This is a genomic window from Flavobacterium sp. SLB02, assembly GCF_009664855.1.
Classification (GTDB): Bacteria; Bacteroidota; Bacteroidia; order Flavobacteriales; family Flavobacteriaceae; genus Flavobacterium.
Window position 1 is genome coordinate 53,486 of sequence record NZ_CP045928.1, and the last position, 15,668, is coordinate 69,153.

A 15,668-nucleotide genomic window follows, 5' to 3' on the forward strand; every position below is an offset into this window, starting at 1 on the left:
GTGAAATAATTCTTTTTAATCTTTTTAATCTGTGGCTAATAAAAAAACTTTGCGACTTGACTTTGCAAGATTTTTTATTTTCTCAAAAACAAAATAAATCCCAAAATACTAACAATCAAAATAGTCAGTGCGGCTACAACCATTGTTAGATCGCGAATGTTTTTTCCTGCCCAATCCATAAATAAAAATTTGTGGAGGATAGCAAACGAGTAACCTTCTATCATATCGCTATTTTTAACTACAGCAGCCAATCTTGAAGTGGCAGTTTCGATGAAATAAGTTGTTTTTTGCGGTGTGTCGTAAGCCAGTTTTATAACCGGTAATCTTTTGTTGACAAAACCATATTCGCGACTGCTAAAATCAGTTAAGAGTTTAGATTCTAATAATTTTACGTTTTCTAAAGAAGTATGAGCTTCATCTGAACCCTGATCCATTTCGCAACAAGCAAGTTTAGGTGCTCCATCTGTAAAATAATAAGCCAGAAATTCCGCGTATCGAAAGTCCAGATTTGGCGCAACTTCATTAGTGGCGGCATTAATGTAAACCACCTCAGATTTTGGATCGTCTTTTTTATTCCATTTTGCATTAGAATCTGATTTCGATGTTTTGAATTTTTGTTTTTCAAGCAATTCACAACGAAAATATGTCGTATCATTTAAAGTAATAATACCCGCATTCTGGAAACGGCTCCAGTCTAAATCCAGATTAGTATTGGCAACCGGAATTTCTTTAGTTTCGAATGTTGGTTCATAAACCATTTGCGATAAAGTATACGGATTCCATTTTGTGGTGGCGTGATAGGCGCCACTAAAAGCAAATGTTAGAGTAAAAAGTGAAACCCAAATCCCAATTTGGCGATGGTATTTTCTAAGGCCTTTTTTAGGTGCTAAACTATCTGTTTTTTTGAATTGTTTCCACAATAAACCATAAATCAGGATTCCGCTCAAGGCAGAAAATCCAATGATGGATAATAAGAAAATCATGGTAATGATTCGGATACTATTATTTGATATGGAATCAATAAACGACCAATTATGAAACGTGTCAAAGAACCAGATAAATGCTTGCCTTGAAGTTGGGTTATAAGTGGCTAGTTTGCCAGATGATGTTTCTACATAAACCTGTATGGCATCCGGACGGTCGAAACTGAGTTTGTACACGGGTAAATAACGGTTTACGTACTTGTATTGCGAAGTAAATTCGGTTACAACTTCACTATTTTTTACGGCACTTTTTTGGTCATCCAGAAAATAACGCGAAAGCCATTCTGCATATTTTTGATCTCCATTTTCCAGTTTTTCAGCAGTCGAAGCATCAAAATACCAAAGTTCACCAATTATAGTTTTCAGCTGATAATAGGTTTTATTGTTGAACGAAACGATTCTGAAATTTTTAAATTGTGTAAGTTCATTTTTCTGTAAAACTTCCTGAATCGAAAAGTGCAGTTTCGTTTTATCAATTATTGGTGTTTCCAGTTTATCGTGCGCAATTTCTGGTTTAAAGAAATGCGCCATAAACGGATGCATTAATCCTGAAAGCGTCCAGAAGATCACCGGAATAATGGTGATTAATCCAATCCCACGATGCCATTTGTACATGTGCTGTTTGATTTTCTTGACAAACTTTGAATCCTTCTTTTTAGACTTTTTGTCCTTATTTATTTCTTTGCTCATAGTTTTATGATTTCGCTAATTTTTTTGCCACAGATTAAAATGATTTTTTTACCATTAAGAAATTAAGAAAAGTTAAATTTCGCTTAATGAATCTTAATATCTTAATGGTTCAAATTTTAAAATTCCTTAATCTTTTTAATTATTTTAATCTGTGGCATGAATTTTCTATTTTTTTAATGAAAAATTATACTGTATTCCAAACACAAAAGTTCTTGGCGCGGCTGCTGTATAAGTTGGCTGAGCGTTTGCGGTATTGGCTCGGGAAACATTATAAGCATATAATTTATCCGTCAGGTTAAGTACGTTTCCATATACTTCAATTTTTTTCCATTGATAACCGATTCTGGCATTGAATATATTATAACCACTATATTTTACGGTATTGATCTGATCCTGATAATAACTTCCAACAAGTTGCAATTCCACAGAAGTTCTAAGATTCGGGAGCCAGTTGGGGTAATAACTTACCTCAGAATTTCCAGACCATTTTGGTGCTGCAGGCATTTCTTTTCCGTCCAGATTCTGAACAGGATCGCTTGGTTTGTCAGAAAGTTCAAAGTCGATATAAGTGTGCTGCGCATAAGTTCCGCCAACACGAATATTGAATTGTTTTGACGGACGGTACGAAGCGCCAAACTCAACTCCTTTATGACGCGTTTCTCCAGCCGAACGATAATCGGTCGAATTATCAGCGAGTTTAATGTTTAGCAATTCATTTTTACCTTCCATATAATACAAAGCGTAATCAAAATTCAGCTTATTTTGAAAGAAAGAAAGCCATCCGCCCAGTTCGTAATTGTCGAAACTGGCAGGCTCCAGATTATAATAAAAATCAGCAGGAACTCCTGTTGTTCCGCCAGTTCTGGGTTTGGTCCTGAAAATAGATGTAATTCCGGGAGGCGCAAAACCTTGCGAGTAATTGCCATAAAAACCTGCAAATTCAAACGGATTGTAATTGACACCTGCTTTAAAAGTCATTTTGTCATAAACTTTACTGCCGGTCGATTTGTCTAAAGCATTGTCATAGTTCACTTTCATGTTGTCATAACGACCGCCAAGAGTAATAATTAATTTTTCGATTGGATTGAAACTCATTTGTGCATATCCGGCAGAGTTGAAAATGTCTGCAGTATAATCCGCCAATTTTGAATCTGGATGTTCTGCAATAATTTCGTAAGAACTCACGGTTTGTTTTCCGGCTTCTCCAGGATTTAGATTGGCTTTTAGATCAATAACATAAGACCAATAGGTTACGGGAGAATAATCATATAAAGCTCCGGCAACCAATTTGGCATTCAAGAAATCAAACTTTTGAGTATGCTGCCCAATTGCACCATAACTTTTAAAGTTATTCGAGTTGACTTCGCCTTTAGCAGTTGTAGGATTTATGGTTGGACTCCATCTTATTCCGTACGAAGGGTTTTGACCTAATTTGTTATCGCGTAAATATCCTGTAATGTAACTGCTTGAATTAGGGTTCCAATCGTGTTCTAATGTTAATCGTGTTCGTAAAGCCTGAGATTTTCTATAAGTAAAGTTAGAAGTGCTTTTATAGGTTCTGTTATTAAAAGCCTCTTCAATAACCGTTCCGCTCATGTCCGAATAATATTTTCCGTACATCGTATTACTGCTCAATCGGGTCGAAGGGGAGATGTTATAATCGATTCTCGCATTCAGATTGTCTTTGTTATAATCAGAATACGTCATCCAGCCGTTTTCCTGCAAACTCGAAATTCCGGCAATATGAAAACCAACTTTCCCGATTGTTGCACCACCAGCGGCCTGAAATCTTCTGTAACCATAATTGTCAGCCTGAACCCCAAATTTAAATTCCGGATCAACAGGTGGTTTTTGCGAAATTAAATTGATAGTTCCGCCAACCGCTTCAGGTCCGTATAAAGAGGATACAGGACCTTTTACAACCTCGATACTTTGCAAATTAAACTGATTAATTTCCAGTAAAGCGTTGTGATTAAAGATTCCCATTGGCCGAATCGGCAAACCATCTTCGAGATATAAATAATAAGCATTAGTAGTCATAGGCTGACGAATCGACATCATATGTTGCTCGTTGCCTAAGTTCACCATCAATACTCCAGGAGTTTTATTGATAATTTCATAAACCGCTGTCGCCTTGGTTTCGTTGATAGTTTTAGCAGTCAGTTTGCTAATAGCAACCGGAGTTTCCTTGCGTAAAGTAGCTGTACGATTGGCCGTTATAAAAACGTTTTCAAGTTCCTGAGATTTTGTGGTATCTTTTTCGACTTTATTTTGTGCTGCGACACATTGACCTATAAGCAATAGGATGAGATATATTTTCTTCATTTTAAATGATATAAATTTTAAAAAGTAACAGGTATTCTCTTGGTAGAACACGAGTAAAAGCCCTTCAAAAGAATTGAAAAGCGAAACTAAAATCTATATCAAATAAGAGGGAGGATGAAAAGTAGCATTCGAAACCGAAATTGGTTTTTTATCGAAATAAGCAAAAACGGCTTTTCTCGATGTTATTGGTGCGACTAATTTGAAAGGATTTAAAGCAATATTCTGTATATAAATTACTTCTGCTTTTTCTTTCAGATTGTCATGCATTTTCTTTTCGTTGTCAGCATATTTTTTAAGGCTTTTTTGAAGCTCACAACGACCATTACAAGAATTAAAAATCATTTTGCGCTGCACACAAATGGTTTTTGAAATCTCTTCCTGATTTAATTTGAATGTGGTATAAACGCAGAAACTGCCAAATGATGGCATCAAAAGCATAATAGAAAGAAATATGATAATGATTTTTCTCAAAGCTTGTTTCGTTGTTTTGTGAATCTTTATTAATTAAAAGTTGAAATGTACCTTTAGGTACAAAATATTGGTAGCCTATTTGATTTGAAATTCGTTGGCGTGCCGTAGGTACGCAATTATTGTTTTGTTGCGTACCTACGGCCCGCTATGTTTATTTAAATTGATATTTTCTACCAATATTTGGTGCCTAACGGCACGAATTGTAAACTTTTTAAATATTAATTAAAGTGTATAATTCAAATTTACACTCCATCTGTAATTTGCCTCCATATTACCGCTTGATAAGTTTTGGTTAATGGGCAACATTACGTTTAACCCAACCGAGAATTTATCTTTTCCGGCCTCAATACCAAATTTGCTAAACAAAATATCACCCGCCGTATTGGGCAAATCTAAATTATGCTGCTTATTAGTCTGATAAACTTCACCCGCCAAACCAGCCTGTGGAACAATCTGAACCGATTTTAAAGCGAACAAATAAAAGAACGTTCCCGCATAATTAAACTGATCGCCGTATTGGTAATTTTTACTGTTTTCGGTTTTAAAAATGTAATTCAGCGTTGTGTTTAAGCCCAAATTTTTATGTTTCACTACATATTCAGAAACTATCGGGAAATCCCAGCTTCCGGTTCCTAACTGAAAACTCTGATTCACGCTTCCTAAATTATTAGCTTCTTTAAATTTCCCTGTCGGAAGTTTTACACCACCACCAAGATTTACTTTGTGTGAAAAAAATGTACTGTCTTTTTTTGTTTCAAAAACCGTATACAAAGCCATTACGGTAATATCTCCCAAACCTTCAATATTCTCAGTTCCGGCCGTCAATGTTCTTTCGTTAAAATGATACGGAACCAATGCCGAAATCTGAATTTTCTCCGTCACTGGAATTCTTGCCCAAGCCTGAATCGTATTAAAATCTTCATCAATCCAGGGCGAATTGGCAAAGATTCCGTCGCGGCTCGTGTAACTTTGTTTCATATATCTCAAGCCCACAAAATTATTGTTCAGCATCGAGCCAAAACCCATACTTCCGCCACTTGCTGAACATCCGCAGGCATCGCAATCAAAATCTTCCATCATCGCCAAACGCTGAAACGTAAGGCCCGAAATACTATCTTTTACCGTAAAACTAAAGGCCGAAAATCCAGCAAAAAGCGTCAACATTACTATTATTTTTTTCATTTTAAATTTCATTATTTTTAGGAGCTGATCCCGCTTTTCGTTTCAAGCTTTTATCAAAATCCCATTTTTCTATGTTTTTATAAAGCTTCCGCTGGTCGCTTTATAAACCCAAGAAAAATTAGGTCTTTTTTCAAAAAGGCTTTCCACTGCAATGGGGGCTAGGACTCCGGTTTTTATTATGATTTTTGTTTTTTGCCACAGATTAAATGATTTTTTTAATATGATTCTCAATTGCTTTTAATCTGCGTTAATCAGTGTAATTCGTAAAACCCGTGGGCTAATTTTCTTAAAACTCCGAGAAGCGCTTATCTGTCAAATACTGATTATCCGTTAGTGTTTTCAAAAAGACAATTATTTGTTTTTTCTCAGTTGCATTAAGAGATATTCCAAATTTCCCGTTCTGTTTTAAAATAGGATCTAATGTTGGATAATCCTCGATACCCCTTGCATAATGATCCAAAACGCCTTCAAGAGTTCCAAATCTTCCGTCGTGCATATAAGGTCCTGAAACCTCTATGTTTCGCAAACTTGGTACTTTGAATTTGTAATAATCACTGGCCAGTTCTGTAACTTTATAACGGCCAACATCATTTACCATTGGGTTTACAGCCAAACCATTATTGCGGAATGAATTATCCGTTTGTAAATCGGTCGCATGGCACGAAGCACATTTTGATTTGAACAAATCGTAACCCGCTAATTCATCTGACGTGAAAGTTCCGCCAGCTTCATTACGTCTGTATTTATCAAATTTTGAATTGGAGGAAACGACCATCACCATAAATTGCGAAAGTGCTTTTAGCATATTTTCGGTCGTAATCGCGCCATCGTCAAAAGCTAGTCCAAATAATTTTTGATATTCTTTGTCGGCTTTCATCATTTTTAGAATAGCGTTCAGATTTCCGTTCATTTCTATAATACTCGTCAACGGAATTATAGGCTGCAAGTCTAAATGATCTGCGGCTCCGTCGTACATAAATGTAGTCTGGTACGCCAAATTCTGAATCGACGGTGTGTTTCTGGTTCCCTGCGCATTGTCTACACCATGACTTACCGTGTGTCCGTGATGCGTAAAAGCGTTGGCTTGTATGTGGCAAAACCCGCAGGAAACTACTCCATCAGACGCTAAGCGTCCGTCGTAGAATAGCTTTTTGCCCAGTTCAAATCCTTTTTCTGTTGGCGGATTCAGTGAAATATTGTACGCTAAAGCAGGAAAGTTTGAAGGAACAGTAAATTCTAATGGAATATTTACATATTGGTCTTCCTCACTAGAGCAACTCCATAACAACGGAATCATCAGCCATAGAAAATATTTTATTTTCAGCATGATTTTTATGTTTAATTAAAAGCACAAAAAGTTCTGGTTTAGCCCCGATAGAAGCGACATCCTTTTGTGTCCGCCGCGGCGGACACAAAAGATATAGCGGATAGCGGGACGTTATTTCTGGTGAACCAAAACTTTTGTGCTCCTGAAAAAATTAGTCGTTATGTACGTGATCTACTTTAAACATAGCGCTGATGTTTTGCGTAATCAGCGGTAAGTTGGCTCCGCCCATAATCATAGCTCCCATTCCGCCAGCGTTGTTATCAGAAAGTTTGATTTTGTTTTTGCCGTCGATAATTTTAGAAAGATCTGTAATAATGTGAACGGCAGGAGTGATGTTATCGCGAACCAAAGCTTTTGTTGGCAGGTCTACTGTTACTTCGGTATAGTTGTAGTCTGTTCCGGTTTTTCCGGTGTGAATCATAAAAGGAGTTGATGTGGTAACAGTTGGTGATGTAAAAGTTCCTTCGAGAGCAAAGAATTTGTATCCTGCAGCCCAGGACCACAACATGCCGGCATCGTTTGCCTGAGCCAGAAAATCGCCTTGTTCGGCAGCGCCTAATTTCCATTGTTCTTCGTCGACTCCAATTCCGAATTTTACTTTTACGTAATCTCCTGCAGGAATATCTGTTAGTTTAAACTGTTGTCCGGCAGCAGTAGATTCGTCAGCAATAAAATAGCTTTTGCTTTTAGGGTAGGTAAAAGTAGTTCCGTCAGCTTTTGTAAGTACAACGTTGCTAACAATATATTTTACAAGACTAATTTTTAGTACTTCGCTGTTTGAAGTAGTGTTGCCTTGCGTATTTAAAATTAGATCGTTGGCACCAAAAGCATTGTCGAATTTTAAAGTAATGTTTCCGTTTGCTGAACTTGTCTCGTTGTTATCGTCGTTAGAACACGAGATTAATGATAGGCTAATTGCTACAAGAGCAAGGGCTTTGTATAAAGTATTTTTCATTTTATGAATTTTATATAATTTTAAATTTAAAATATGCGTAAGCATGGTTTCGTTGTTTTGGCAACAACGAAAAACTCATCTCAACAGAATTGAAATGTGATTTTAAAAATTATATAAAATAGGAGGGAGGGCGAAAAGTAGTGGTCGAAACAGCAATAGGTTTTTGATCTAAAACAGCAAAAAGTTTTGCTTTAGATTCTATTGGAGTTACTAATTTGAAATCGTTTGTAATTGTATTTTGAATGTAAACAATCTCTACTTTTTCTTTTAGATTGTTTTGCATTTTCTTTTCGTTGTCGGCGTATTTTTTTAAACTTTTTTGAAGTTCGCATCGGCCATTACAGGAATTAAAAAGCATTTTGCGTTGTACACAAATGGTTTTCGAAATTTCGTCCTGATTTAATTTGAAAGAGGTATAAACAAAGAAACTGCCAAAAGATGGCACCAGAAGCATACAGGAAAGTACTATGATAATAAACTTCTTCAAGATTTGATTTCGTTGTTTCGGCAGCAAAAATACATTTTTATTATTATTAAATACGAGCATTTTTGTGACTTTGTGAAAAAAATCAAAACACAATTTAAAACCGGACCATGGTGTGAGAAATTTTTTTGAATAGACTCCTGCTTTAGCTGGAGTTTAGATATAGAATATAAAAATGGCTTTAGCCCAATTTTAAATGTTTAAAATTGGGCTAAAGCCTGGTGTGGATCAAAAAAAAACCTCCAGCTTTAGCTGGAGGCTATTCAATTTATTATTTTAGAAAAAAAATATTATTTAACAAGAACCCAAGCGCCAGAAGCGATTAAAGTTTCTGCTTTTTTAAATTTCATTTCTTCAGTTCTGCCTGTTGCAACTTCCTGAACTGTAACAGTATCATTACGATTGATTTTCGGCATGTCTCTTACAATAGTTTCTGTAACCTGACGTTGTTGTGTTTCTCCAGCTTCGCGGTTGATATCTTCGCTGTTTAGAATTTCGTCTTTGCTTAATTTGAAGTTTTCTTTTTGACGAACTTCTTTTGCTTCGTGAATTTCAGGAACGTTTTGAGCTGGTAAATCACCTTTGAACAAGAATGAGATAACCTCTTTATTTACGTTGTCTAACATTCCTCTAAACAAATTAAAGGCTTCTAATTTGTAAATAAGCAATGGATCTTTTTGTTCGTGAACGGCTAATTGAACAGATTGTTTCAATTCGTCCATTTTACGTAAGTGTTTTTTCCATGCCTCATCAACAATAGATAAAGTGATGTTTTTCTCGAAATCAGCAATTAATTGAGCACCTTGGCTGTCGTATGCTTTTTTCAAATCAGTAACAACATTCAAAGTCTTGATTCCGTCAGTAAACGGAACTACGATACGTTCGAATTGGTTGTTTGGCTCTTCGTAAACTCCCTGAATAATTGGGTAAGCTTCTCTGGCGCTTCTTTCTGTTTTTTCAGTGTAGAAAGCCAAAGCTTCTTTGTATACTTTTCCAGTAACTTCAATATCTGATAATTTTGTGAAATCTGCCTCAGAGATTGGAGATGTAATTCCGAAATAACGAATTAAATCAAAATCAAATGTTTTGAAATCATTTGCTATTTTATTGTTGCTCACAATCAATTCGCAAGTATCATAAAGCATATTGGCGATATCAAGTTTCAAACGCTCACCAAACAAAGCGTGACGACGACGTTTGTAAACTACTTCACGTTGAGAGTTCATAACGTCATCATATTCTAATAAACGTTTACGAACACCAAAGTTGTTTTCTTCTACTTTTTTCTGAGCACGCTCGATAGATTTAGTCATCATAGAATGCTGAATCACTTCACCTTCCTGAAGTCCCATTCTGTCCATTACTTTAGCAACTCTTTCAGAACCAAATAAACGCATTAGGTTATCTTCTAGAGAAACATAAAATTGAGAACTTCCCGGATCTCCCTGACGTCCTGCACGACCACGTAACTGTCTGTCTACACGACGCGAATCATGACGCTCTGTCCCCACGATTGCTAAACCTCCGGCAGCTTTTACTTCTGGAGATAATTTAATATCGGTACCACGACCAGCCATGTTGGTTGCAATAGTTACAACTCCGGCTTTACCTGCTTCTTCTACAATTTGTGCCTCTTGTTTGTGCATTTTAGCATTCAAAACGTTATGGGTAACGCCTCTCATTTTCAACATTCGGCTTAATAATTCTGAAATCTCTACAGAAGTTGTTCCAATCAATACTGGTCTTCCTGCATTAGATAATTCAGTAACATCTTCGATTACAGCGTTGAATTTCTCACGTGTTGTTTTGTAGATGTAATCTTCTTTGTCTTGTCTTGAAATCGGACGGTTGGTTGGAATCTCCACAACGTCTAATTTATAAATCTGCCATAACTCTCCAGCTTCTGTAACCGCTGTACCTGTCATACCACCTAATTTGCTGTACATTCTGAAATAATTCTGTAATGTAACAGTTGCAAAAGTTTGTGTAGCAGCTTCGATTTTTACATTTTCTTTTGCTTCGATCGCCTGGTGTAATCCGTCAGAATAACGACGACCATCCATGATACGACCTGTTTGCTCATCGACAATCATAATTTTGTTGTCCATGATCACGTATTCTACATCTTTTTCAAAAAGAGCATACGCTTTTAAAAGTTGAGTAAGAGTGTGAATACGCTCGCTTTTTACTCCAAAATCCTGGAATAATCTTTCTTTAGCTTCGGCTTCACCATCTTTATCCAGTTTTTGTTTTTCGATCGCTGCAATTTCAGTCCCGATATCCGGAAGTACGAAAAAGTCTGGATCTGTATCTCCTGAAAGGTATTGGATACCGTTATCAGTTAATTCAACCTGGTTGTTTTTTTCTTCAATTACAAAATACAAAGCTTCATCCACTTTATGCATTTCGCGATTGTTATCCTGCATGTATTGATTTTCGGTTTTCTGAAGTAATTGTTTGATTCCTTCTTCACTCAAAAATTTAATTAATGCTTTGTTTTTAGGTAAACTTCTGTAAGCTCTCAATAATAAGAATCCACCTTCTTTAGTGTTTCCTTCTTTGATTAGTTTTTTAGCCTCAGCTAAGAAACCATTTGCTAACTGACGTTGTTGTGCTACTAAGTTTTCGATTTTTGGTTTCAGCTCGTTAAATTCATGACGATCTCCCTGAGGAACCGGTCCTGAAATAATAAGCGGCGTTCTTGCATCATCAATTAATACAGAATCGACCTCATCGACAATAGCGTAATTGTGTTTTCTTTGCACTAAATCTCCAGGAGAATGTGCCATGTTATCTCTTAAGTAGTCAAAACCAAATTCGTTGTTGGTTCCGTAAGTGATATCTGCGTCGTATGCTTTTTTTCTTTGTTCTGTACTTGGCTGGTGATTATCGATACAATCAACAGTTAAACCGTGAAATTCGAATAAAGGTGCTTTCCATGTACTATCACGTTTTGCTAAGTAGTCATTCACCGTTACTAAGTGAACTCCGTTTCCTGTCAAAGCATTTAAGTAAAGCGGAAGTGTAGCTACCAAAGTTTTTCCTTCACCCGTTTGCATCTCGGCAACTTTACCTTCGTGCAAAACCATACCACCAATTAACTGAACGTCATAGTGAATCATGTCCCAGGTAATTTCTTTACCGGCAGCATTCCATTTGTTTGCCCAAACTGCTTTTTCACCTTCTATAGTGATATACGTTTTTGTAGCTGAAAATTCGCGGTCTTTTGGCGTTGCAGTAACTTCAATAAATGAATTGTCTTTAAAACGACGCGCTGTTTCCTTAACAACAGAAAAAGCTTCCGGAAGAATTTCCAATAAAGTTTTTTCTGAAATTTCGTATGCTTCTTTTTCAAGAGAATCGATAGCATCATAAAGATCTTCTCTTTTGTCGATGTCTTCGATGTTTTCAACTTCTGCTTTAAGTGCAGCAATTTTAGCATCTTTATCAGCTCTTGCTTCTTTTATTTTTTCTTTAAAAAATACGGTTCTGGCTCTCAATTCGTCGTGAGACAAACTCATTAAGCTGGTTTCGAATGTTTTAATTTTGTTTAAATAGGGCTGTAAAGCTTTGACATCTTTCTGTGATTTATCACCTACAAAGACTTTAATAATACTGTTTATGAAACTCATGATTTATTGTATTTCTATTTTATGTAAATGTGTATTTGAACCAAAAAAAAAGCCTCGGTGATGAGACTTTTTTCTTTGGTTTATTTTTTAATATTCATCCTCGTTCCAAAGATAATCTTCGTCTGTTGGATAATCAGGCCAAATTTCTTCCATTGATTCATATATCTCTCCTTCATCTTCGATTGATTGAAGGTTTTCTACTACTTCTAATGGAGCACCAGCTCTAATGGCGTAGTCTATAAGTTCATCTTTGTTAGCAGGCCATGGCGCATCACTTAAATAAGATGCTAATTCTAATGTCCAATACATCTGTTATCTGTTTAGTTTGTGCAAAAATAAATTTTTTACTGAAAAAGACAAGTAAATTTTGATTTATTTTAGTAAAATTTAAGAACGTCTCTATAAATTGCGGATTTTAGATTGTTGATTTTAGATTTTTAAGCTCTTAATCTAAAATCTTAAGTCTGAAATCTAAAATTTCATTTTCTCGGAATCCATTTCACTTCATCCGCTTTTAAGTCTGAGGACAACTTCCGTGCCAAGACAAAAAGGTAGTCAGAAAGTCGGTTTAAGTACTTGATTGCGATTTCAGGAACCTGTTCATTATGGCTTAAATGTACTGCCAAACGCTCTGCGCGACGGCAAATACAGCGTGCAATATGACAATGTGACACGGTAGGATGTCCGCCTGGCAAAACAAAATGAGTCATTTGCGGAAGACTTTCTTCCATTTTATCAATTTCGTTTTCTAATAATTCGATATCAGACTCTATGATTCCAAGGTTTTTCAATCGAAGTTCACCGTTTTTTAAAACTTCTTTTTCTGCCGGAGTGGCTAAAATGGCTCCAACGGTAAATAATCTATCCTGAATTTCGATTAAAATAGTTTTATAATGCGCATCGATTTCCTGATCGCGAATAAGACCTATATAAGAGTTCAGTTCGTCAACAGTTCCGTAACTGTCAATACGAATGTGATCTTTAGGAACGCGCGTGCCTCCAAAAAGAGCTGTCGTTCCTTTATCTCCGGTTTTTGTGTATACTTTCATTTTTTTTTTTAGATGATAAGTTTCTGAGATGCTAAGTGACTAAGTTTTTTTAGATTTAGAAAATAATCTAAAATCTAAAATTACTTCGTCGTGTCGCTTTCAATCAATCCATCACGCAAACGTATTACACGATGCGCATAAGCTGCGATGTCTTCTTCGTGGGTTACCAAAATAACGGTGTTTCCCTGAGCGTGGATATCACCAAAAAGCTTCATGATTTCTACAGAGGTTTTACTGTCTAAGTTTCCGGTAGGTTCATCGGCCAGGATAATCGACGGTTTATTGACCAAAGCTCGGGCAATGGCGACACGCTGGCGCTGACCTCCTGATAGCTGATTAGGCTGGTGATCCATCCTGTCGGCAAGATTTACTTGTTTTAGAACTTCAATCGCACGTTCGTTACGTTCAGATTTAGAATATCCGGCATAAATCATGGGTAGGGCAACATTATCTAAAGCGGTAGTTCTGGGCAAAAGATTAAAGGTTTGAAATACAAATCCAATTTCTTTGTTTCGAATTCCGGCCAGTTCATCATCTTTCATTTGGCTCACATCTTTTCCATTCAATACATAATGTCCGGAAGTTGGCGTGTCCAGACAACCTAATAAATTCATTAAAGTTGATTTTCCGGATCCTGATGGTCCCATTAAAGCTACGTATTCGCCTTTGTTGATTTCTAAATCTATACCTTTTAAGACATAGACGATTTCGTTACCTAATACAAAATCTCTTTTGATGTTGGTTATTTTAATTAATGGATTTGCCATTTCGATTTACAATTTTGGATTTAAAAGTACAAAACACTTTTCAATAAACGATAAGTAGCCTGAAATTGATTTTTGTTACAAAACAACTGTATATAGGGCTTTGCTCCCCCAAAGCAATAGTTTTTACTATTATTATATTTCATTGATTGAAAAAGTTGTTATATGATTATAAAATGATTTTACATAATTATCATATTTTTAAAATTTTATTGAATTATTTTAATTTTAAATATTAAAAAAATGATAATTATTTATTTTTATTTAAAAATTTAACTATATTTGTTATCTAATCTTAAATAATCAGAATTATGAAAAACATACAATTATTGTCAGGAATTGCATTTATTGCATTAGCATTTACATCGTGTAAAGATGAAAAACAGGAAAAAGCTCAAAAAACAGTCGATGCTTATGTAGCCTACGTAGATTCGGTTAAAAATGTAAAAGCCGATGATTTAAAAGCCGATTGGAAAGATGTGGAAGCTGAATACGACAGAAAAGCTGCGGAAGCTCAAACTGCACTTGCCGATCTAAAAGACAATTCAGCAGCAACACAAAAAATAAATGAGAGTAAGCTAAAATATGAAGAGTTTAAAAATGAAATGACCACCGTTTTTGCCCCTCCTGCTCCAAGCCCAAAACAACAATTAAGAAACGCCTTATTTGGTGAAGGAAAAATTGGCGATGATATGAATTTTGACTGGGTAAACGCTAAAAATATTCATAGTGTATACCAACAATTTGTACATACAGTAGAGGATAATAAAGATAAATATTCTCGTGAAGATTGGGATGAAGTAAAATTAATGTATGAAGCACTTGACAGTCGTAAAAATACAGTTGAAAAAGAAGGACTTACATCTGAAGACAATAGAAAAATTGCAGGTTTGAAAGTGAAATTTGCTCCAATGTACACTCTTAACAGAATGGGAGCTAAATCAGAAGAAAATAAAGCTGCTAAAAAATAATTAAGTAAATTGAATTAGTATTAAAAAGGCAATCAGAAATGATTGCCTTTTTTTTATGTCCTAATTACAAAGTGTTCTTTTTCCTGCTCGTACCTGAAAAACACAAATCCCCACTGAAAAGTATCAATAGTTACGGTAACTCTTGGATGATTCTTAATTATTTCCCAGGCATCTTCCATTTCTGGTGACCAGTGAATATCATCGAATATCCAAACGGAATCATTTGTGATAGTGGTTAACAGCAAATCAAAGTAGGCTAAGGTTGCTTTTTTCGAATGATTGCCGTCAAAATAGATCAGGTCGTAATCTGTAGATTGCAGATTTGTACGAACTAAAAAGTCTTCAAATTCGGTTATAATTGTGTCAACGTTTTTGCAATCAAAATTTTCTAAATGGTTTTTTGCAACATTTCCGGTTTCCGGACAGCCATCGAGTGTAATTATTTTTGCTTTTGGATTTCCTAATGCTAATGCAGAAGTGGCTAAACCTAATGAAGTTCCTATTTCCAGAATATTTTTAGATTGGAAATAATTGGTAACTCTAAAAAGTAACTCGGCACGTTTTGGTGAAATTCCTGCGGTTTTTGCTATTTTCGAAATTTGTCTTGTATTCGATTTAAATACTTTTGATCCCGCACCAAAATCTGTTACTTCTATAAAATTTTTATTTTCTAAAAGCGATTTTCGATAGTTTTTCAGGATCGAATATTCGGGTTTCGATTTTTTATCGTAAAAACATTTCGTCAATAAATTAAATACGAATGGCGAATGTACTCCGTGTTCGTTTTTTGAATTCCAAAGGAATTTTAAATAAGATTTTATCTGAAATAGCATAG

The 15,668-nt window shown here is 35.6% G+C and carries 13 protein-coding genes; 1 reads left to right on the top strand and 12 read right to left on the bottom strand.

Annotated elements, in window-relative coordinates:
* Window positions 1-74: 74 nt before the first annotated feature.
* The 11 genes from GIY83_RS00280 to GIY83_RS00330 form a co-directional block, all read right to left on the bottom strand.
* Window positions 75-1,673 (bottom strand): PepSY-associated TM helix domain-containing protein, encoded by a 1,599-nt coding sequence (locus GIY83_RS00280; protein ID WP_229029176.1) that lies wholly within the window; start codon window positions 1,671-1,673, stop codon window positions 75-77.
* A gap of 165 nt (window positions 1,674-1,838) precedes the next feature.
* Window positions 1,839-3,998: a TonB-dependent receptor gene (locus GIY83_RS00285; protein WP_208684033.1), complete on the bottom strand. Its 2,160-nt coding sequence runs from the start codon at window positions 3,996-3,998 to the stop codon at window positions 1,839-1,841.
* 93 nt (window positions 3,999-4,091) lie between these two features.
* On the bottom strand, window positions 4,092-4,469 hold the full coding sequence (locus GIY83_RS00290; RefSeq protein WP_229029177.1) for a hypothetical protein: 378 nt from the start codon (window positions 4,467-4,469) through the stop codon (window positions 4,092-4,094).
* Window positions 4,470-4,691: 222 nt separating this feature from the next.
* Window positions 4,692-5,651: a transporter gene (locus GIY83_RS00295; protein WP_208684035.1), complete on the bottom strand. Its 960-nt coding sequence runs from the start codon at window positions 5,649-5,651 to the stop codon at window positions 4,692-4,694.
* Window positions 5,652-5,937: 286 nt separating this feature from the next.
* Entirely contained in the window at window positions 5,938-6,978 is a 1,041-nt protein-coding gene (locus GIY83_RS00300; RefSeq protein WP_208684037.1) for a cytochrome-c peroxidase, read from the bottom strand.
* 151 nt (window positions 6,979-7,129) lie between these two features.
* Window positions 7,130-7,933 carry an MbnP family protein gene (locus GIY83_RS00305; protein ID WP_194617605.1) on the bottom strand — a complete coding sequence of 268 codons (804 nt, stop codon included), beginning with the start codon at window positions 7,931-7,933 and terminating at the stop codon, window positions 7,130-7,132.
* Window positions 7,934-8,042: 109 nt separating this feature from the next.
* On the bottom strand, window positions 8,043-8,420 hold the full coding sequence (locus GIY83_RS00310) for a hypothetical protein (RefSeq protein WP_228520512.1): 378 nt from the start codon (window positions 8,418-8,420) through the stop codon (window positions 8,043-8,045).
* Between the two features lie 287 nt (window positions 8,421-8,707).
* Window positions 8,708-12,049, bottom strand: coding sequence for a preprotein translocase subunit SecA (gene secA / locus GIY83_RS00315; RefSeq protein WP_194617606.1), 3,342 nt, complete (start codon window positions 12,047-12,049; stop codon window positions 8,708-8,710).
* An 87-nt stretch (window positions 12,050-12,136) separates the two neighbouring features.
* Window positions 12,137-12,358, bottom strand: a complete 222-nt coding sequence (locus tag GIY83_RS00320) for a DUF2795 domain-containing protein (RefSeq protein WP_007138072.1) — start codon at window positions 12,356-12,358, stop codon at window positions 12,137-12,139.
* Window positions 12,359-12,528: 170 nt separating this feature from the next.
* Entirely contained in the window at window positions 12,529-13,098 is a 570-nt protein-coding gene (locus GIY83_RS00325) for a cob(I)yrinic acid a,c-diamide adenosyltransferase (RefSeq protein WP_194617607.1), read from the bottom strand.
* Between the two features lie 80 nt (window positions 13,099-13,178).
* Window positions 13,179-13,865, bottom strand: a complete 687-nt coding sequence (locus tag GIY83_RS00330; RefSeq protein WP_194617608.1) for an ABC transporter ATP-binding protein — start codon at window positions 13,863-13,865, stop codon at window positions 13,179-13,181.
* A 308-nt stretch (window positions 13,866-14,173) separates the two neighbouring features.
* On the opposite strand from GIY83_RS00330, the gene GIY83_RS00335 reads away from it, so the two are divergent.
* The gene (locus GIY83_RS00335; RefSeq protein ID WP_194617609.1) at window positions 14,174-14,833 is read left to right on the top strand and encodes a DUF6565 domain-containing protein; all 660 of its coding nucleotides are present in this window, start codon (window positions 14,174-14,176) and stop codon (window positions 14,831-14,833) included.
* 53 nt (window positions 14,834-14,886) lie between these two features.
* Here GIY83_RS00335 and GIY83_RS00340 read toward each other — a convergent pair whose 3' ends face one another.
* Window positions 14,887-15,666, bottom strand: coding sequence for an O-methyltransferase (locus tag GIY83_RS00340; protein ID WP_194617610.1), 780 nt, complete (start codon window positions 15,664-15,666; stop codon window positions 14,887-14,889).
* Window positions 15,667-15,668 lie beyond the last annotated feature (2 nt).